General features: G+C 62.3%; 21 protein-coding genes, 1 tRNA gene and 1 pseudogene. 19 read left to right on the forward strand and 4 right to left on the reverse strand.

The window, feature by feature from the left end:
• The first annotated feature begins 44 nt into the window (after positions 1-44).
• Positions 45-470, forward strand: coding sequence for an HIT domain-containing protein (locus tag CTR55_RS08350; RefSeq protein WP_296285445.1), 426 nt, complete (start codon positions 45-47; stop codon positions 468-470).
• 3 nt (positions 471-473) lie between these two features.
• Entirely contained in the window at positions 474-680 is a 207-nt protein-coding gene (locus CTR55_RS08355) for a SlyX family protein (RefSeq protein ID WP_296285446.1), read from the forward strand.
• Between the two features lie 53 nt (positions 681-733).
• Here the strand turns inward: CTR55_RS08355 and CTR55_RS08360 are convergent, their stop codons facing one another.
• The 3 genes and pseudogenes from CTR55_RS08360 to CTR55_RS08370 form a co-directional block, all read right to left on the reverse strand.
• Positions 734-973 (reverse strand): cold-shock protein, encoded by a 240-nt coding sequence (locus CTR55_RS08360; RefSeq protein ID WP_296286494.1) that lies wholly within the window; start codon positions 971-973, stop codon positions 734-736.
• Positions 974-1,018: 45 nt separating this feature from the next.
• A pseudogene (locus CTR55_RS08365) lies at positions 1,019-1,330 on the reverse strand (cold shock domain-containing protein membrane protein); the annotation flags it as partial.
• A gap of 215 nt (positions 1,331-1,545) precedes the next feature.
• A complete protein-coding gene (locus CTR55_RS08370) occupies positions 1,546-2,016 on the reverse strand; it encodes a Dps family protein (protein ID WP_296285447.1) in 471 nt (156 codons plus the stop codon).
• A gap of 245 nt (positions 2,017-2,261) precedes the next feature.
• On the opposite strand from CTR55_RS08370, the gene CTR55_RS08375 reads away from it, so the two are divergent.
• From CTR55_RS08375 to nadA, 17 genes are all read left to right on the forward strand, one after another.
• A complete protein-coding gene (locus tag CTR55_RS08375; RefSeq protein WP_296285448.1) occupies positions 2,262-2,531 on the forward strand; it encodes an FmdB family zinc ribbon protein in 270 nt (89 codons plus the stop codon).
• Positions 2,532-2,574: 43 nt separating this feature from the next.
• The gene (gene aspS, locus CTR55_RS08380) at positions 2,575-4,353 is read left to right on the forward strand and encodes an aspartate--tRNA ligase (RefSeq protein ID WP_296285449.1); all 1,779 of its coding nucleotides are present in this window, start codon (positions 2,575-2,577) and stop codon (positions 4,351-4,353) included.
• A gap of 70 nt (positions 4,354-4,423) precedes the next feature.
• Positions 4,424-5,170 (forward strand): YebC/PmpR family DNA-binding transcriptional regulator, encoded by a 747-nt coding sequence (locus tag CTR55_RS08385; RefSeq protein ID WP_296285450.1) that lies wholly within the window; start codon positions 4,424-4,426, stop codon positions 5,168-5,170.
• Between the two features lie 110 nt (positions 5,171-5,280).
• Positions 5,281-5,805, forward strand: coding sequence for a crossover junction endodeoxyribonuclease RuvC (ruvC, locus tag CTR55_RS08390; RefSeq protein ID WP_207885031.1), 525 nt, complete (start codon positions 5,281-5,283; stop codon positions 5,803-5,805).
• 34 nt (positions 5,806-5,839) lie between these two features.
• Complete coding sequence (ruvA, locus tag CTR55_RS08395; protein WP_296285451.1) at positions 5,840-6,445, forward strand: Holliday junction branch migration protein RuvA; 606 nt, start codon at positions 5,840-5,842, stop codon at positions 6,443-6,445.
• Between the two features lie 10 nt (positions 6,446-6,455).
• On the forward strand, positions 6,456-7,514 hold the full coding sequence (ruvB, locus tag CTR55_RS08400) for a Holliday junction branch migration DNA helicase RuvB (RefSeq protein ID WP_296285452.1): 1,059 nt from the start codon (positions 6,456-6,458) through the stop codon (positions 7,512-7,514).
• A gap of 52 nt (positions 7,515-7,566) precedes the next feature.
• Entirely contained in the window at positions 7,567-8,013 is a 447-nt protein-coding gene (gene ybgC, locus CTR55_RS08405; protein ID WP_296285453.1) for a tol-pal system-associated acyl-CoA thioesterase, read from the forward strand.
• A gap of 1 nt (position 8,014) precedes the next feature.
• The gene (tolQ, locus tag CTR55_RS08410; RefSeq protein WP_296285454.1) at positions 8,015-8,710 is read left to right on the forward strand and encodes a protein TolQ; all 696 of its coding nucleotides are present in this window, start codon (positions 8,015-8,017) and stop codon (positions 8,708-8,710) included.
• 24 nt (positions 8,711-8,734) lie between these two features.
• The gene (tolR, locus tag CTR55_RS08415; RefSeq protein ID WP_296285455.1) at positions 8,735-9,199 is read left to right on the forward strand and encodes a protein TolR; all 465 of its coding nucleotides are present in this window, start codon (positions 8,735-8,737) and stop codon (positions 9,197-9,199) included.
• On the forward strand, positions 9,196-10,251 hold the full coding sequence (gene tolA, locus CTR55_RS08420) for a cell envelope integrity protein TolA (RefSeq protein WP_296285456.1): 1,056 nt from the start codon (positions 9,196-9,198) through the stop codon (positions 10,249-10,251). Before tolR ends, tolA begins: the two co-directional genes overlap by 4 nt.
• The gene (tolB, locus tag CTR55_RS08425) at positions 10,248-11,546 is read left to right on the forward strand and encodes a Tol-Pal system beta propeller repeat protein TolB (protein ID WP_296285457.1); all 1,299 of its coding nucleotides are present in this window, start codon (positions 10,248-10,250) and stop codon (positions 11,544-11,546) included. Before tolA ends, tolB begins: the two co-directional genes overlap by 4 nt.
• A 52-nt stretch (positions 11,547-11,598) precedes the next feature.
• Entirely contained in the window at positions 11,599-12,105 is a 507-nt protein-coding gene (gene pal / locus CTR55_RS08430; RefSeq protein WP_296285458.1) for a peptidoglycan-associated lipoprotein Pal, read from the forward strand.
• A 6-nt stretch (positions 12,106-12,111) separates the two neighbouring features.
• Complete coding sequence (gene ybgF / locus CTR55_RS08435) at positions 12,112-12,954, forward strand: tol-pal system protein YbgF (protein ID WP_296285459.1); 843 nt, start codon at positions 12,112-12,114, stop codon at positions 12,952-12,954.
• A gap of 199 nt (positions 12,955-13,153) precedes the next feature.
• Positions 13,154-13,801: a 7-carboxy-7-deazaguanine synthase QueE gene (gene queE, locus CTR55_RS08440; protein ID WP_296285460.1), complete on the forward strand. Its 648-nt coding sequence runs from the start codon at positions 13,154-13,156 to the stop codon at positions 13,799-13,801.
• A 38-nt stretch (positions 13,802-13,839) separates the two neighbouring features.
• Positions 13,840-14,514 (forward strand): 7-cyano-7-deazaguanine synthase QueC, encoded by a 675-nt coding sequence (queC, locus tag CTR55_RS08445; RefSeq protein WP_296286496.1) that lies wholly within the window; start codon positions 13,840-13,842, stop codon positions 14,512-14,514.
• A gap of 59 nt (positions 14,515-14,573) precedes the next feature.
• Positions 14,574-14,649: transfer RNA gene (locus tag CTR55_RS08450), tRNA-Lys, on the forward strand.
• 159 nt (positions 14,650-14,808) lie between these two features.
• Positions 14,809-15,867, forward strand: a complete 1,059-nt coding sequence (gene nadA / locus CTR55_RS08455; RefSeq protein ID WP_296285461.1) for a quinolinate synthase NadA — start codon at positions 14,809-14,811, stop codon at positions 15,865-15,867.
• A 62-nt stretch (positions 15,868-15,929) separates the two neighbouring features.
• On the opposite strand, the gene CTR55_RS08460 is transcribed toward nadA, so the two are convergent.
• On the reverse strand, positions 15,930-17,366 hold the full coding sequence (locus tag CTR55_RS08460; RefSeq protein WP_296285462.1) for a M48 family metalloprotease: 1,437 nt from the start codon (positions 17,364-17,366) through the stop codon (positions 15,930-15,932).
• Positions 17,367-17,580: the final 214 nt, after the last annotated feature.

A 17,580-nucleotide genomic window follows, 5' to 3' on the forward strand; every position in this document is an offset into this window, starting at 1 on the left:
CGGAGCTAGGCTTAAATAAAGGCACGTCGAACAGGAGAGGTCTTATGTTCGCCCTGGATACCCGGCTCAAGCAGGATACCGTCGCGGTGGGTGATTTCCCGCTGAGCAGTCTGCTGCTGATGAACGACTCGCAGTACCCCTGGCTCATCCTGGTGCCGCGTCGCGAGGACGTCAGTGAAATCTTCCAGTTGGACTCCGCTGACCAGCAGCAGCTATGGCGGGAAGCGACTCAGTTGGCGGAAGTGCTCAAGGATACTTTCGATGCCGACAAGATGAACGTGGCTAACCTCGGGAACGTCGTTAGTCAGCTTCACGTACATGTGATCGTGCGTAAAAGGGACGATGTCGCCTGGCCGGGCCCGGTCTGGGGCAGGCATCCGGCCGTTCCTTATACGGGCGAGGAGCTGGCGCGGGTGCGCGAGAAGTTGCGCATGGCGCTGGGTGATGGTTTTCGCTTCAGCCAGGAGTGACTGATGGATCTGGAGACTCGAGTGATGGATCTGGAAAGCCGGCTGGCTTTCCAGGATGACGCGTTGCAGACCCTGAGCGACGTGGTCTATGAGCAAGAGCGGGTGATCGAGCGTCTGCGCCTGCAGATGCAGGTGCTGCTCCGGCGCCTGGAGGATCTGCAGGGTCAGGTTGGCGTGTCGGAAGACGATGCTCCGCCGCCGCACTATTGATTGCCTGCATGAAAAAGCCCGCCAATCGGCGGGCTTTTTCATGGGGGTGGCGTTCAGCGGCGGTTGGGCAGGGCGGCTATCACATCCTCCGCCTGCAGGCCTTTGTCGCGCTGAATGACCGAGAACTCAACGCGTTGGCCTTCGATCAGGATGCGGTGGCCCTCACCGCGAATGGCGCGGAAATGGACGAAGATGTCCTCGCCGGAGTCGCGGGAGATGAAGCCAAAACCCTTGGAGGTGTTGAACCACTTTACAGTGCCGGTTTCGCGGTTTTCCCCGGCGAAAGTTTCCATCGGCGTGTGGGGACGTGCCGGGTTCAGGCTGGCGGCCCACTGCAGCACGACTGCGCCGGCGAGGCTCAGCAGCGGCAGCACGATGGCCGGCTGTTCGCCGATGAAGGGTAGCGGGGCGAGCAGGATCAGCGCCTGCAGGACTACGGCCAGTACCACCAGGGCGGTGGCCAGGCCTTGCAGGGCGGAAGGTTGTTTCAGCTGGCTGCCCGGAGCGAGCAGGAGGCTGGTCAGGCCGAGCAGGGCCAGGTAGATGGCATCGCTTTGTTGCAGGTAGGGCAGGGCATCGCTGCGTAGGCTCGGGATAAGGGAGAGTACGAGTGCGGCAACGCCCGTCACGAGATGGACGATCTTGAGCATGGTTACGGATTCACCTTGAGCGGGAAACGAAAAAAGAAGCAGCCGTCCCTGAGTGCGACGCCGGATGAGAAAATGAAAGCGCGCCGGACGGCCTATGCGTGAAACGCACGGCAGGTATTTAACAGCAAACCTCCTGCCTTCTCAAATCAACCGCTTAGGCCATTCGTAGGGGAGGGAAGCCCGCTCGTGGGCAGGCTTCCTTATATAAGGAAGGATCAGTCGGCGAGTAGGCTGCGCAGCATCCAGGCGGTCTTCTCGTGTACTTGCATGCGCTGGGTGAGCAGGTCTGCTGTTGGCTCGTCGGCGACCTTGTCGGCCAGTGGGAAGATGCTGCGTGCGGTGCGCACCACGGCCTCCTGGCCTTGTACCAGCAGGCGGATCATCTGCTGGGCATCCGGCACGCCTCCCTCTTCCTGGATGGACGACAGGCGGGCATAGGCGGCGTAGGTGCCCGGCGCCGGGAAGCCCAGGGCACGAATGCGCTCGGCGATGCTGTCCACGGCTAGCGCCAGTTCGGTGTATTGCCCCTCGAACATCAGGTGCAGGGTGTTGAACATCGGCCCGGTAACGTTCCAGTGGAAATTATGGGTCTTCAGGTACAGCGTGTAGGTGTCGGCCAGTAGTCGGGACAGGCCTTCAGCGATGGCGGCACGATCCTGCTCGGCAATTCCAATGTTGATTTCCATGGCGATCTCCTCATCGTTGGCATGGCTGATTCGAAAGGGTTGGATTGGAGGCTATCACCCGTATTGGCGCGAATCTCTTGGCCTAAATCAAAGCAATCGATTGAGGTTATCTATCGGAGGGCTGTGCGCCCAGCCGGCATTTCGGTCGCCGGTGCCTGGCTGCAACCTGCGGATTTTTCAGGCTATAATCGGCATCTTTGCCGCGGGATGCGGGCCCGTGGCCGTGTGATCAGTCAAGGTGTCCCATGCCGATTTACGAGTACCAGTGCCAGTCCTGTGCGCATCAGCTGGAATCCCTCCAGAAAATCAGCGATGCGCCGTTGGTCGATTGTCCGGCCTGCAAGGCTCCCGAATTGAAGAAGATGTTGTCGGCTCCGGGCTTCCGCCTGGGCGGCAGCGGTTGGTACGAGACCGACTTCAAGACCGGAGCGAAGAAGAACCTCGCCTCCGGCGACGCCTCTGCGGCCTGCCCGGCCACCGGTTGCGGTGGTGGCGGCTGCTCCGCCAGCGAATGAGCGGTTCCCTAGAATTCAAGACTTTCGAGAAGCGAAACACACCATGATGCGCAGCCACTATTGCGGCCAGTTGAACGAGAGCCTGGACGGCCAGGAAGTCACTCTTTGCGGTTGGGTTCATCGCCGCCGCGACCACGGCGGGGTGATCTTCCTCGACGTGCGTGATCGCGAGGGCCTGGCCCAGGTCGTGTTCGACCCGGATCGCGTCGAGACCTTCGCCAAGGCCGACCGCGTGCGCAGCGAGTACGTGGTGAAGATCACCGGCAAGGTGCGCCTGCGCCCTGAAGGTGCGCGTAACTCGAACATGGCTTCCGGCGCCATCGAAGTGCTGGGTTACGAGCTGGAAGTGCTGAACCAGGCCGAGACCCCGCCGTTCCCGCTGGACGAATACTCCGACGTGGGCGAGGAAACCCGCCTGCGCTACCGCTTCATCGACCTGCGTCGCCCGGAGATGGCTGCCAAGCTGAAGCTGCGCGCGCGCATCACCAGCAGCATCCGCCGCTATCTGGACGACAACGGCTTCCTCGACGTGGAAACCCCGATCCTCGGTCGACCGACTCCGGAAGGCGCGCGTGACTACCTGGTGCCGAGCCGTACCTACCCGGGTCACTTCTTCGCCCTGCCGCAGTCGCCCCAGCTGTTCAAGCAGCTGCTGATGGTGGCCGGCTTCGACCGCTACTACCAGATTGCCAAGTGCTTCCGCGACGAGGACCTGCGTGCCGACCGCCAGCCGGAATTCACCCAGATCGACATCGAGACCAGCTTCCTCGAAGAAAGCGACATCATCGAGATCACCGAGAAGATGGTGCGCCAGCTGTTCAAGGAAGTGCTGAACGTCGAGTTCGACGAGTTCCCGCACATGCCGTTCTCCGAGGCCATGCGCCGCTACGGTTCGGACAAGCCTGACCTGCGCATCCCGCTGGAACTGGTCGACGTGGCTGATCAGCTCAAGGACGTCGAGTTCAAGGTCTTCTCCGGTCCGGCCAACGATCCGAAAGGCCGCGTTGCCGCCCTGCGCGTTCCGGGCGGAGCGAGCATGCCGCGCAAGCAGATCGACGACTACACCAAATTCGTCGGCATCTACGGCGCCAAGGGCCTGGCCTACATCAAGGTCAACGAACGCGCCAAGGGCGTGGAAGGCCTGCAGTCGCCGATCGTGAAGAACATCGCCGAGCCGAACCTGAACGAGATCCTCGATCGCGTTGGCGCGGTCGATGGCGACATCGTGTTCTTCGGTGCCGACAAGGCCAAGATCGTCTGCGACGCCCTGGGCGCGCTGCGTATCAAGGTCGGCCATGACCTCAATCTGCTCACCAAGGAGTGGGCGCCGATGTGGGTCGTGGACTTCCCGATGTTCGAAGAGAACGATGACGGCAGCCTGACTTCGCTGCACCACCCGTTCACCGCGCCCAAGTGCAGCCCGGAAGAGCTGGAGGCCAGCCCGGCCGACAAGCTGTCCCGCGCCTACGACATGGTGCTCAACGGCACCGAGCTGGGTGGCGGCTCCATCCGTATCCACGACAAGTCCATGCAGCAGGCGGTGTTCCGCGTGCTGGGCATCGATGATGCGGAGCAGGAAGAGAAGTTCGGCTTCCTCCTCGACGCGCTCAAGTACGGTGCACCGCCGCACGGCGGCCTGGCCTTCGGTCTGGATCGTCTGGTGATGCTGATGACCGGCGCGGCCTCGATCCGCGAAGTCATCGCCTTCCCGAAAACCCAGAGCGCTGGCGATGTCATGACCCAGGCTCCGGGCACCGTGGACGGCAAGGCACTGCGCGAGCTGCACATCCGTCTGCGCGAGCAGCAGAAGGCCGCCGAGTAAGTCGATTCAAATTGAAGCGGCGTCCGCATCCGGGCGTCGCTTGCGGAAAACAAGCGATACGGAGTGAGTTATGGCTGGTCATTCCAAATGGGCCAACATCAAGCACCGCAAGGAACGTCAGGACGCCAAGAAGGGCAAGATCTTCACCAAGCTCATTCGTGAGCTGACGGTCGCTGCCAAGCAGGGCGGTGGGATCCCAGCGGACAACCCGCGTCTGCGCCTGGCCGTGGACAAGGCGCTGACCTCCAACATGACCCGCGACACCATCGATCGCGCCATCCAGCGCGGCGTGGGTTCCAGCGAAGCCGACAACATGGCCGAGCTGACCTACGAAGGTTACGCGCCCAGCGGCGTGGCGATCATCGTCGAGGCCATGACCGACAACCGCAACCGTACCGCGGCCGAAGTGCGTCATGCCTTCAGCAAGTGCGGCGGCAACCTGGGCACCGATGGTTCGGTGGCCTACATGTTCGAGCGCAAGGGCCAGATCAGCTATGCGCCGGGCGTCAGCGAAGAGGCCCTGATGGATGCCGCGCTGGAAGCCGGCGCCGACGATGTGGTGGTCAACGACGATGGTTCCATCGACGTCTTCACCACCTTCGCCGATTTCATCTCGGTCAATGAAGCGCTGACTGAAGCTGGGTTCAAGGGTGATGACGCGGAGATCACCATGATCCCGTCGACCACTGCGACCCTGGATCTGGACACCGCGCAGAAGGTCCTCAAGCTGATCGACATGCTCGAAGACCTGGACGACGTGCAGAACGTGTACTCCAATGCGGACATCCCGGACGAGGTGATGGCCCAGCTGGGCTGATCCCACCACCGGCGATGTACTGAAGCCGGAAGCGGGAGTGGTCGTCAGCGGCGCCTCCCGCTTCCGGTTTTTGTTATCTGAAGTGCAGGACAAGGTTTGATCGGACGGACATGACCCTGATTCTCGGCATCGATCCAGGTTCACGAATTACCGGCTTCGGCGTAGTGCGCGACACCGGCCGTGGCTGCGAGTACGTGGCTTCGGGCTGCATCCGTACCGGCAACGGCGAGCTGTTCGAGCGCCTTCAGATCGTCTTTCGTGGCGTGCGCGAGGTCATCCAGACCTACCAGCCGACCATGATGGGTATCGAGCAGGTGTTCATGGCGCGCAACGCTGATTCGGCGCTGAAGCTGGGGCAGGCGCGTGGCGCGGCTATAGTCGCGGCGGCGGAAGAGGGGCTGCAGATTGCCGAGTACACCGCCAGCCAGGTCAAGCAGGCGATTGCCGGGACTGGCGGCGCGGACAAGCAGCAGGTCCAGATGATGGTCATGCACCTGCTCAAGCTTACGCAGAAGCCGCAGATCGACGCCTCCGATGCTCTGGCCATCGCCCTGTGCCACGCGCACACCCGGCAGAGCCTGGTGCCGCACGGACTGGTTGGTGCCCGCCGTCGTGGCGGCAGGTTGCGCCTGTGACATCCGGAAACCTAATGAGCAAGGACAAACACCTGTGATTGGACGCCTGCGTGGCACCCTGGCGGAAAAGCAACCGCCGCACCTGATTGTTGACGTGAATGGCGTGGGTTATGAGCTCGAAGTACCGATGACCACTCTGTATCGCCTGCCGAGCCTGGGCGAGCCGGTGACCCTGCACACCCATCTGGTGGTGCGAGAGGATGCTCATCTGCTCTATGGCTTCGCCGAGAAGCGCGAGCGTGAACTGTTCCGTGAGCTGATCCGCCTCAATGGCGTAGGACCGAAGCTGGCCCTGGCGTTGATGTCGGGCCTGGAGGTCGATGAACTGGTGCGTTGCGTGCAGGCTCAGGATACTTCCACCCTGGTGAAGATTCCCGGGGTGGGCAAGAAGACCGCCGAGCGTCTGCTGGTGGAGCTGAAAGATCGCTTCAAGGCGTGGGAGAATATTCCTTCCATTGCACCGTTGGTCGTGGAACCCCGGCTGGTTGGTGCAGTCTCAAGCGCCGAATCCGATGCGGTCAGCGCGCTGATTGCCCTGGGCTTCAAGCCCCAGGAGGCAAGCCGCGCCGTGGCTGCCGTGCAGGAGGAAGGCTTATCCAGCGAAGAACTCATCCGCCGTGCCCTCAAGGGCATGGTCTAGGTAGCCATCGATGATCGAAGCCGATCGCCTGATCTCCTCTGTAACCGGTCGCGACCGCGAAGAGCAGCTCGACCGCGCCATCCGCCCGCTGAGGCTGGCCGACTACGTCGGTCAGCCCGTGGTGCGTGAGCAGATGGAGCTGTTCATCCAGGCGGCCCGTGGGCGCCAGGAGGCCCTCGATCACACGTTGATTTTCGGCCCGCCCGGCCTGGGCAAGACCACCCTGGCGAACATCATCGCCCAGGAAATGGGCGTCTCGATCAAGAGTACTTCCGGCCCGGTGCTGGAGCGCCCTGGCGATCTGGCGGCGCTGCTGACCAACCTTGAGCCCAACGATGTGCTGTTCGTGGACGAGATCCATCGCCTGTCACCGATCGTCGAAGAAGTGCTGTACCCGGCGATGGAAGACTTCCAGCTGGACATCATGATCGGCGAAGGCCCGGCGGCGCGCTCGATCAAGCTCGACCTGCCGCCCTTTACCCTGGTGGGGGCGACGACGCGCGCCGGCATGCTGACCAACCCGTTGCGGGACCGCTTCGGTATCGTCCAGCGTCTTGAGTTCTATGGTGTCGACGACCTGTCCAGCATCGTCGCCCGTTCGGCGGGCATCCTCGGTCTGGAAATCGAACCGGCAGGCGCCTACGAGATCGCTCGGCGCGCGCGCGGTACGCCGCGGATCGCCAACCGACTGCTGCGGCGGGTACGGGATTTCGCCGAAGTGCGAGGCACCGGGCATATCAGCAGCGACATTGCCGACAAGGCGCTGAACCTGCTGGACGTTGACGAAAGAGGCTTCGATCACCAGGATCGCCGCCTGCTGTTGACCATGATCGACAAGTTCGACGGTGGTCCGGTGGGCATCGACAACCTGGCGGCGGCGATCAGCGAAGAAAGGCACACGATTGAAGACGTGCTGGAGCCCTATCTGATCCAGCAAGGCTATATCATGCGCACACCTCGGGGACGTGTAGTGACCCGGCATGCGTACCTGCATTTCGGCCTGAATGTGCCGAAGCGGATGGGGGAGGCGGCGACACCGGATCTGTTCGCCCCTGAAGATGGTAATTAATTGCATTTGTAGGCGATTGCCGATTGGCAAAGCCAGGACTTGGTTTTAGAGTATGCGCGCGCAACACGGGGGTCAGCCGTTCCAACAGCGGTATCGGGTCTATTTCGAGGACACCGACGCCGGCGGCATCGTCTACTACGTCAACTACCTCAAGTTCATGGAGCGGGCTCGTACCGAGCGGCTGCGTGATCTGGGCTTCGCCCAGTCGCAGTTGGCGGAAGAGAACCTGCTTTTCGTCGTTCATTCGGCCGAGGCGCGCTATCACGCGCCGGCCCGCCTGGATGACGAACTGCTCGTCAGCGCCGAAGTGGAGGAGTTGAACCGTGCGAGCCTGAAGTTTCGTCAACAGGTTCGACGGGCGTCGGATTCGACCTTGCTCTGCGAGGGGCGATTCCTGGTGGCGTGCGTGCGGGCGGACACCTTGAAACCCCGCGCTATCCCAGATGTGTTGCGTGCGGCATTTGCCGGCAGTCCGGACACCCTTTCAGCAGGAGATTAACGTGGAACCGAACGTCGTCGACCATACTTCCATGTGGAGCTTGATCAGTAACGCCAGCGTCGTGGTACAGCTGGTGATGCTGACCCTGGTGGCCGCATCGGTCACTTCCTGGATCATGATTTTCCAGCGCAGCAACATGATGCGCTCGGCGAAGAAGGCCCTGGATTCCTTCGAAGAGCGCTTCTGGTCGGGCATCGACCTGTCCAAGCTCTATCGTCAGGCGGGCAGCAACCCCGATCCGGATTCGGGGGTCGAGCAGATCTTCCGTGCCGGCTTCAAGGAATTCTCCCGTCTGCGCCAGCAGGCCGGCGTTGACCCGGATGCGGTGATGGAGGGCGTTTCCCGCGCCATGCGCGTTGCCATTTCCCGTGAGGAAGAGAAGCTGGAAACCAGCCTGCCATTCCTCGCCACCGTCGGTTCCACCAGCCCGTACATCGGTCTGTTCGGTACCGTGTGGGGCATCATGAACTCCTTCCGTGGCCTGGCCACTGTGCAGCAGGCCACCCTCGCCACCGTGGCGCCGGGCATTGCCGAAGCACTGATCGCCACCGCCATCGGCCTGTTCGCGGCCATCCCCGCGGTCATCGCCTACAACCGTTTCGCCGCTCGCTCGGAAATGCTCATCGGCCGTTACTACACCTTCGCCGACGAGTTCCAGGCCATCCTGCACCGCAAAGTGCACACCAGCGACGATTGATCGACGACCAAGAGGTAAGCCGTCATGGCAAGAGTTCGTCACAAGCGCAAGCCGGTCGCGGAAATGAACGTGGTGCCCTACATCGACGTGATGTTGGTGCTGCTGGTCATTTTCATGGTGACCGCGCCGATGCTCAACCAGGGGGTCAAGGTCGACCTGCCCAAGGTTTCCAGCGAAGCGCTGCCGCAGGATAACGACTCCCGCGTGCTCACCATCTCCATCAAGGCCGACAAGACCTACTACTGGAACATGGGCTCGGAAGTGGACCCGGATCAGGGCAAGAGCAGCCAGACTGCCGTGGAGCTCGATCAACTGGTCAACGCTGCCACCGGCATCATGGCCGAGAACAGCCGCCAAGGTAAGAAAGTCCAGGTTTTTGTCCGGGGTGACAAGGCTGTCGACTATGGCTCGGTCATGGCTGTCATGGGCGGCCTGCAGAAAGCCGGGGTTGGCAACGTCGGTCTGATTACCGAGGCGCCAGGTAATTGATGCACCAGCTCGAGCGCTCTCAATCGGAAGGCTACTTCTGGCCGACGGTGCTGGCCGTGGCCCTGCATGTCCTGATTTTCGCCATGCTGTTCGTCAGTTGGGCCAGTACGCCTGAACTGCCGCCTTCGCGGCCGATCGTCCAGGCCACCCTGTACCAGCTGAAGTCCAAGAGCCAGGCGACCCAGCAGACCAACCAGAAGATAGCCGGCGAGGCGAAGAAAACCTCGTCGCGGCAATACGAGCAGGAGCAGCTCGAGCAGAAGAAGGCTGAGCAGCAGGCATTGGCTGCTGCGAAAGCCGAGGAACAAAAGAAGGCCGACGCGGCTCAAAAGGCTGCTGATGCCGCTGAGAAGGCCGCTGACGCCAAGAAGGCGGACGACGCCAAGAAGGCGGCCGATGCCGCTGCAGCCGCCAAGAAAGCGGCTGAGGCCAAGGCTGCCGAGCAGAAACAGCAGGCGGACATCGCCAAGAAGAAAGCCGAAGAAGAGGCCAAGAAAGAGGCCGCCGACGAGGCAAAGAAGAAAGCTGCCGAGGAAGCCAAGAAGAAGGCCGCCGAGGACGCGAAGAAAAAAGCCGCCGCGGATGATGCCAAGAAGAAGGCTGCCGCGGTCGCCGCTGCGAAGAAGAAGGCTGCCGCTTCAGCCGCCGCCGCAGCTCGCAAGGCGCAGGAAGACAAGAAGGCCCAGGCCCTGGCTGAACTGCTGTCGGACGACACGCAGCGGCAACAGGCCCTGGCCGACGAGCAAGGTAATGAGGTGGCGGGTAACTTCGACGATCTGATCGTCAGCCTGGTGAGCCAGCAGTGGAACCGTCCTCCTTCAGCTCGTAACGGAATGAGCGTAGAAGTGCTGATTCAGATGCTGCCGAGCGGGGCCATCACCAACGTGAGCGTGACCCGCTCCAGTGGCGACAAACCGTTCGACGATTCGGCGGTGGCCGCGGTCAAGAATGTGGGCCGTATTCCCGAACTGCAAAATCTGGATCGCGCCACTTTCGATAGCCTGTATCGTCAGCGCCGAATGGTCTTCAAACCGGAGGATTTAGATCTGTGAGTACCCTGATTCGCTTTGCGCTCTTCGCCCTGGCCCTGGTGGCCGGCGCAGCGCAGGCCGCCGACCCGCTGGTGATCTCCAGCGGTCGTGACTCGGCCGTCCCGATCGCCGTGGTTCCGTTCGGCTGGCAGGGCGGCAACGTCCTGCCCGAAGACATGTCGAACATCATTGGCAACGACCTGCGCAACTCCGGTTACTTCGAACCGATTCCGCGCCAGAACATGATCAGCCAGCCGGCTCAGGCCAGCGAAGTGATCTACCGCGATTGGCAGGCCCTCGGCGCGCAGTACGTGCTGGTCGGCAATATCGTGCCCAGCGGCGGTCGCTTGCAGATCCAGTATGCCCTGCTCAACGTGGCGACCCAGCAGCAGATCATGACCGGCAGCGTGGGCGGCACCACCGACCAATTGCGCGACATGTCGCACTACATCGCCGACCAGTCGTTCGAGAAGCTCACCGGTATCAAGGGTGCGTTCTCCACCCGGCTGCTTTACGTGACTGCAGAGCGCTTCTCGGTGGATAACACCCGCTATACCCTGCAGCGCTCCGACTATGACGGTGCCCGCCCGGTGACCCTGCTGCAATCGCGCGAGCCGATCCTCTCGCCACGCTTCTCGCCCGATGGCCGTCGCATTGCCTATGTATCGTTCGAGCAGAAGCGTCCGCGCATCTTCATGCAGTACGTCGACACTGGCCGCCGCGAGCAGATCTCCAGCTTCGAAGGCCTCAATGGCGCTCCGGCTTTCTCGCCGGACGGCAATCGTCTGGCCTTCGTGCTGTCGCGCGATGGCAACCCGGAAATCTACGTGATGGACCTGGGCAGCCGCCAGCTGCGTCGCCTGACCAACAATTCGGCGATCGACACCGAGCCCTTCTGGGGCGCGGATGGTTCGACCCTGTACTTCACCTCGGATCGTGGTGGCAAGCCGCAGATCTACAAGATGAACGTGAACTCGGGCGCTACCGACCGCGTGACCTTCATCGGCAACTACAACGCCAACCCGAAACTCTCGGCGGACGAGAAGACCCTGGTCATGGTTCACCGCCAGGACGGTTTCACCAACTTCCAGATCGCGGCGCAGGACCTTCAGCGCGGTAATCTCCGGGTACTTTCCAACACTAACCTGGATGATTCGCCCACTGTTGCGCCAAATGGCACGATGCTAATATATGCCACCCGCCAGCAGGACCGGGGCGTGTTGATGCTCGTGAGCATCAACGGACGTGTTCGGTTACCGCTACCCACCGCTCAAGGCGACGTGCGCGAGCCTTCCTGGTCCCCTTACCTGAACTGACGGTTGCCAACTGTTTCAAATTTATACACTGGGGTTCATTAGGAGTTACATGATGGAAATGCTGAAATTCGGCAAATTTGCCGTTATCGCCCTCGCCATGGCTGTTGCCGTAGGCTGTTCGTCCAAGAAAGGCGATGCTACTGGTGAAGGCGCCAATGGCGGCGTTGATCCGAACGCTGGCTACGGCGCCAACAGCGGTGCCGTTGACGGCTCCCTGAGCGACGAAGCCGCTCTGCGTGCTATCACCACTTTCTACTTCGAGTACGACAGCTCCGACCTGAAGCCGGAAGCCATGCGCGCCCTCGACGTACACGCCAAGGACCTGAAAGGTTCCGGCCAGCGCGTAGTCCTGGAAGGCCACACTGACGAGCGCGGTACCCGCGAGTACAACATGGCTCTGGGCGAGCGTCGCGCCAAGGCCGTTCAGCGCTACCTGGTACTGCAGGGCGTTTCCCCGGCTCAGCTGGAACTGGTTTCCTACGGCAAAGAGCGTCCGATCGCTACTGGCCATGACGAGCAGTCCTGGGCCCAGAACCGTCGCGTTGAGCTGAAGAAGTAAGACCTGATGCCAATGCGCCTGCGTTTTCTGACCTTGATCGCATGCGGACTGCCCCTCCTGGCGGCAGCCGCGGTTCCGGTACAGGACGGTAATGGTGGCTATGCCAGCGCACCGCCCTCGGGTTATGGCACCGCAGGCGCAGATGGCGCCTACGCCGGAGGCGGGATGAATACGCCCGTCTCCGGTCAGGCTCAGCTGTTCATGCAGCTGCAGCAGATGCAGGACGAACTGTCCCGTCTGCGCGGCATGCTTGAAGAGCAGCAGAACCAGATCCAGCAAATGAAGCAGGAAAACCAGGAGCGCTTCCAGGACATCGACAGCCGCCTTTCCAGCGGTGCAGGTGCAGGAGCGGCCGGTGCTGCAGTTCAATCCAATTCCCCCGCTGCCGGCGCCAGTGCCGGAGCTGCCGCTGGAGCAGGCGTTGCCGCCGCCCAGCAACAGCAGCCCGCCGCCAGCAGTGAGCCGGGTGATCCGGCAAAAGAGAAGCTGTACTACGACGCCGCCTTCGACCTGATCAAGGCCAAGGACTTCGACAAGGCCAGCCAGGCCTTCGGTGCCTTCCTGCGCAAGTACCCGAGCAGCCAGTACGCTGGCAACGCGCAGTACTGGCTGGGTGAGGTGAACCTCGCCAAGGGCGATCTGCAGGGCGCTGGCCAGGCCTTTGCCCGTGTCAGCCAGGCTTATCCGAGCAGCGCCAAGGTGCCGGACTCGCTGTACAAGCTCGCCGACGTCGAGCGCCGCCTGGGCAATACCGACAAGGCTCGCGGCATCCTGCAGCAGGTCGTAGCCCAGTACCCGGGTTCTTCCGCCGCCCAGCTGTCCCAGCGCGACCTGAAGAACCTCAAGTAAGGCTCCGCGCCACCGTTCTGAAAACCCGCGCTTGTCGCGGGTTTTTTTCGTTAGAATTCCCGCCCCCGGAAGGTGTCAGTGGTTTCAGCTCGGCTGATGTCTGCTGCGTTCCGGGCTTTCCGGGCGCCCAGCGAGCGCGCCCACGACTCCAACGCAACGGAGGCGGATGGTCTGTATAGCCGTCACGCCCGTGGCTGATATGCAACAGACCCTGCGCATTACCGAGATTTTCTACTCGTTGCAGGGGGAAACGCGCACCTTCGGCTTGCCGACCGTGTTCGTACGCCTGACCGGCTGTCCCCTGCGCTGCAACTACTGCGATACCGCCTACGCCTTCAGTGGCGGCGAGATCCAGACGCTCGACACCATCCTCGATCAGGTTGCCCAGTACCGGCCACGCTACGTCTGCGTGACCGGCGGCGAGCCGCTGGCCCAGCCCAACTGCATCCCGCTGCTTGGGCGCCTGTGCGATGTCGGCTATGAGGTTTCGCTGGAAACCAGTGGCGCGCTGGATATCTCCGCCACCGATCGCCGCGTCAGCCGAGTTCTCGACCTGAAGACTCCCGGTTCCGGGGAGGTGGCGCGCAATCGCTACGAGAACATCGGCGAGCTGACCTCTAACGATCAGGTGAAATTCGTCATCTGCTCTCGCGAGGACTATGACTGGGCTGTATCCAAGCTGATCGAGTACCGCCTGGAGCAACGAGCCGGCGAGGTGTTGTTCTCGCCCAGTCACCGTGAGGTGGATGCGCGCGCGCTTGCCGACTGGATCGTCAGCGATAACCTGCCGGTGCGCCTGCAGCTGCAATTGCACAAGATTCTCTGGAATGACGAGCCGGGCCACTGAGCGCGGAGGAGCCCCTGTTTATGTCCGATAAGAAAACCGTGAACGACAAGAAGGCCGTGATCCTGCTCTCCGGCGGCCTGGACTCTGCGACTGTGGTCGCCATGGCCAAGGCCAAGGGCTACGACTGCTACACCATGAGCTTCGACTACGGCCAGCGTCATCGTGCCGAACTGCAGGCCGCCGAGCGCGTGGCACGTCAGCAGGGCGTGAGCGAGCACAAGGTGATCGGGCTGAACCTGAATGGCATCGGCGGCTCGGCCCTGACTGACAGCAGCATCGATGTGCCGGAAGCGCCCAGTGAAGGTATCCCGGTGACCTACGTGCCGGCACGCAATACCGTGTTCCTCTCGCTCGCCCTGGGCTGGGCGGAGGTGTTGGGCGCGCGAGACATCTTCATCGGTGTGAATGCCGTGGATTATTCCGGCTACCCGGATTGCCGCCCTGAGTTCGTCGAGGCCTTCGAGCGCATGGCCAACCTGGCGACCAAGGCGGGTGTGGAGGGCGACAGTTTCCGTATTCAGGCGCCGCTGCAGTTCCTCTCCAAGGCTCAGATCATCGAGGCGGGCATTGCCCAGGGTGTGGATTACAGCCTGACGGTGTCTTGCTACCAAGCCGATGATGAGGGGCGTGCGTGTGGTAAATGCGATAGCTGCCGACTGCGTTCCGAGGGCTTTTCCGCCGCTGGAATTTCCGACCCAACGCGGTATTTTTGAAAAAAGTTTTCGAAGGGTGTTGTTTTTGCGTTAGAAATCAGTATTATACGCCCCACGTTGGGTCGTTAGCTCAGTCGGTAGAGCAGTTGGCTTTTAACCAATTGGTCGTAGGTTCGAATCCCACACGACCCACCAACATGTAAGACAAAAGCCCCGTGATCGAAAGGTCACGGGGCTTTTGCCATGTGCCGGAAAAAGTCCGCCGTATGGGCATCCATGGCGCATCGCGTCGTAGGACGGTGGTGATAAAATCGCCGGCATAATCAGACCGTGCCTGATGAGGGTTTCCATACGATGTCCCAGATTTCCGAACGCCTGCTGGTCCAGGCCCATCTGGCGGCGAAGCAGCCGCGGGTGCTGAGTGCGCAGGAAGAGGCCGACTACCGTGCGGCCATCGCCGCCGAGCTTAAGGCGCAGAACGCCGTGCTCGTCGCGCACTACTACTGCGACCCGGTGATCCAGGCGCTGGCCGAAGAGACCGGCGGCTGCGTATCCGATTCGCTGGAAATGGCTCGCTTCGGCAACCAGCATTCGGCGCAGACCGTAGTGGTCGCCGGTGTTCGCTTCATGGGCGAGACCGCGAAAATCCTCAACCCGGAAAAGCGCGTGCTGATGCCGACCCTGGAGGCAACCTGCTCGCTGGACCTGGGTTGCCCGGTGGAAGAATTCTCCGCTTTCTGTGACAAGCATCCCGAGCGCACCGTGGTGGTTTACGCGAACACCTCGGCCGCCGTTAAGGCACGCGCCGACTGGGTGGTGACCTCCAGCTGTGCGGTGGAAATCGTCGAGCACTTGATGGACAACGGCGAGCCGATTCTCTGGGCGCCGGACCAGCACCTGGGACGTTACATCCAGCGCGAGACTGGCGCTGACATGTTGCTCTGGGACGGTGCCTGTATCGTCCACGAGGAGTTCAAGGCCAAGCAGCTGGAAGACCTCAAGGCGATCTATCCGGACGCCGCGATCCTGGTGCACCCGGAGTCGCCGGAGGCGGTGGTGGACCTGGCCGATGCCGTGGGCTCCACCAGTCAGTTGATCAAGGCCGCGCAGACGCTGCCGAACAAGCGCTTCATCGTCGCTACCGACCGCGGCATCTTCTACAAGATGCAGCAGTTGTGTCCGGACAAGGAGTTCATCGAAGCGCCCACCGCCGGCAACGGCGCTGCGTGCCGCAGCTGTGCGCACTGCCCGTGGATGGCCATGAACACCCTGGAGCGCACCCTGGCGTGCCTGAAGGAAGGCTCGGGCGAAATCTTCGTCGACCCGGCGCTGATTCCCAAGGCGATCAAGCCGCTCAAGCGCATGCTCGACTTCACCCAGGCGGCGAAGCTGAAGCTGGCGGGCAATGCCTGATGCGACCGTACGAATGAAAAAGCCCGGCAGATGCCGGGCTTTTTCATGGGCGGCTGGAAGGTCTAGCGGCCCATCATTTCCTTGAGGATGCGCTCCTGTTCGCGGAACTCCTGCTGGCGGGCATCCAGGCGTGCGGCCAGGGTGAAGTTGCCGCCAGCGCGACGCTTGGCGAAGTCCAGCTGCTCGATGGCCTGCTTGTAGTCGCCGGTGAGTGCGTAGTACTCCGCGCGGGCCTGGTACACGCCGATGGCGTTGCCGCTCAGGGTGCAGGCGTCGGCCAGGCGGTTCCATACGTCCGGGTCCAGTGGGCGGCGCTGGGAGAGCTTGAACAGCGTCTTCTCGGCGTCTGCGGCGCGATTGGTCTTCATCATCAGGTCGGCATTGGCCTGGATCAGGGGGTAGCTGTCCGGGTACTGGCCGAGCATCTTCTGCACCCGCGCCTGGGCGTCGGGCAGCTTGTTGGCAGTGATGTCCACGTCGGCCATCGCCAGGTTGTAGCTGATGTCGTTGGGAGCTTTGGCCAGCAGTTGCTGGAGATTGCTGCGTGCCTCGTTGAGCTGGCCGATCTTGGTCTGCGAAAGCGCCAGGCCATAGCGTGCGGCATCGTTTTTCGGGTCTTCGTCGAGCTGCGCGCGGAATTGCTTGCTGGCCATGCCGGGCGTGTCTTCGAACATCTGCTGGACCCGGGCGCGCATCAGCTCGTAGCGCAGCGAGTCTTCCTTGCCGCCCTTGGGGTACTGCTCAGCGCGGTTGCGGGTGTCGGCGATACGCGATTCGGTCACCGGGTGAGTCAGCAAAAATTCCGGCGGCTTGCCCTCGTAACGGTACTGGCGGGCCAGGCGCTCGAACATGTTGGGCATGGAGCGCGGGTCATAGCCGGCACGGACCATGGTGGCGACGCCGACGCGGTCGGCTTCCTGCTCGTTCTGCCGGGAGAAGCGCAGCTGGTTCTGGATGGCCGCGGCCTGGGTGCCGGCGATCGCGGCGATGCCGGCGTCACCGGCGCCTGCCGCGGCGGCGATGATGCCGGCGAGCATGGCGGCCATCACCGGGACCTGCATGCGTTGCTGCGCCTCGATGCCGCGGGCGAAGTGGCGTTGGCTCAAATGACCGAGTTCGTGCGCCAGCACCGCGATGTATTCGCCTTCGGTCTGGGCATAGATGAACAGGCCGCCGTTCACGCCGACCACGCCGCCGGGTGCGGCAAAGGCGTTGATCTGTTTGTCGCGGATCAGGATGAAGGCCAGGCGGTGGTCCTGCAGTTCGCTGGATTCGGCCAGACGGTAGACGCTGGACTCGACGAAGTCCTTGAGTTGCGGATCGTTGAGCGTGTCGACCTGGTTGCGCAGCATGCTCAGCCAGGCACGGCCGAGCTGGAATTCCTGCTCCGGGGACACAATGGACGAGCTGGCGTCCCCCAGGGAAGGAAGGTCGTCCGCCAGGGCTGGCGTGGCAAGGGCGACAGCAAGCGACAGCAGGGCAGGGCGGAGTACTTTCATGTACACGAGGCTCGTTCCGAGAAAGGCTCTACTTTAGCCGCACGTTATCGCCTATGCCTAGTTTGCAGGGCGGAAGTGCGGCGCAATTCGAAATGGGTATTTTGCGCTTTGCCGCCCTTTTTAACCCTGGCGCTGACGGCTTGATTATTGAACGCGGTCTCGGACGGACCTGGTTACTTTTCCAACGCTTTCGGTATTCTTGGGCGCCCTGACC

This window comes from Pseudomonas sp. (assembly GCF_002796985.1).
Lineage (GTDB): Bacteria > Pseudomonadota > Gammaproteobacteria > Pseudomonadales > Pseudomonadaceae > Pseudomonas.

Coding starts and splice junctions, on each gene's coding strand:
- CTR55_RS08355 (WP_296285446.1), top strand. CDS start 474: ATGGATCTGGAGACTCGAGTGATGGATCTGGAAAGCCGGCTGGCTTTC.
- CTR55_RS08360 (WP_296286494.1), bottom strand. CDS start 973: ATGGAAACTTTCGCCGGGGAAAACCGCGAAACCGGCACTGTAAAGTGG.
- aspS (WP_296285449.1), top strand. CDS start 2,575: ATGATGCGCAGCCACTATTGCGGCCAGTTGAACGAGAGCCTGGACGGC.
- CTR55_RS08350 (WP_296285445.1), top strand. CDS start 45: ATGTTCGCCCTGGATACCCGGCTCAAGCAGGATACCGTCGCGGTGGGT.
- pal (WP_296285458.1), top strand. CDS start 11,599: ATGGAAATGCTGAAATTCGGCAAATTTGCCGTTATCGCCCTCGCCATG.
- tolR (WP_296285455.1), top strand. CDS start 8,735: ATGGCAAGAGTTCGTCACAAGCGCAAGCCGGTCGCGGAAATGAACGTG.
- CTR55_RS08375 (WP_296285448.1), top strand. CDS start 2,262: ATGCCGATTTACGAGTACCAGTGCCAGTCCTGTGCGCATCAGCTGGAA.
- queE (WP_296285460.1), top strand. CDS start 13,154: ATGCAACAGACCCTGCGCATTACCGAGATTTTCTACTCGTTGCAGGGG.
- ruvB (WP_296285452.1), top strand. CDS start 6,456: ATGATCGAAGCCGATCGCCTGATCTCCTCTGTAACCGGTCGCGACCGC.
- CTR55_RS08460 (WP_296285462.1), bottom strand. CDS start 17,366: ATGAAAGTACTCCGCCCTGCCCTGCTGTCGCTTGCTGTCGCCCTTGCC.
- nadA (WP_296285461.1), top strand. CDS start 14,809: ATGTCCCAGATTTCCGAACGCCTGCTGGTCCAGGCCCATCTGGCGGCG.
- ruvC (WP_207885031.1), top strand. CDS start 5,281: ATGACCCTGATTCTCGGCATCGATCCAGGTTCACGAATTACCGGCTTC.
- CTR55_RS08385 (WP_296285450.1), top strand. CDS start 4,424: ATGGCTGGTCATTCCAAATGGGCCAACATCAAGCACCGCAAGGAACGT.
- CTR55_RS08370 (WP_296285447.1), bottom strand. CDS start 2,016: ATGGAAATCAACATTGGAATTGCCGAGCAGGATCGTGCCGCCATCGCT.
- ybgC (WP_296285453.1), top strand. CDS start 7,567: ATGCGCGCGCAACACGGGGGTCAGCCGTTCCAACAGCGGTATCGGGTC.
- ybgF (WP_296285459.1), top strand. CDS start 12,112: ATGCCAATGCGCCTGCGTTTTCTGACCTTGATCGCATGCGGACTGCCC.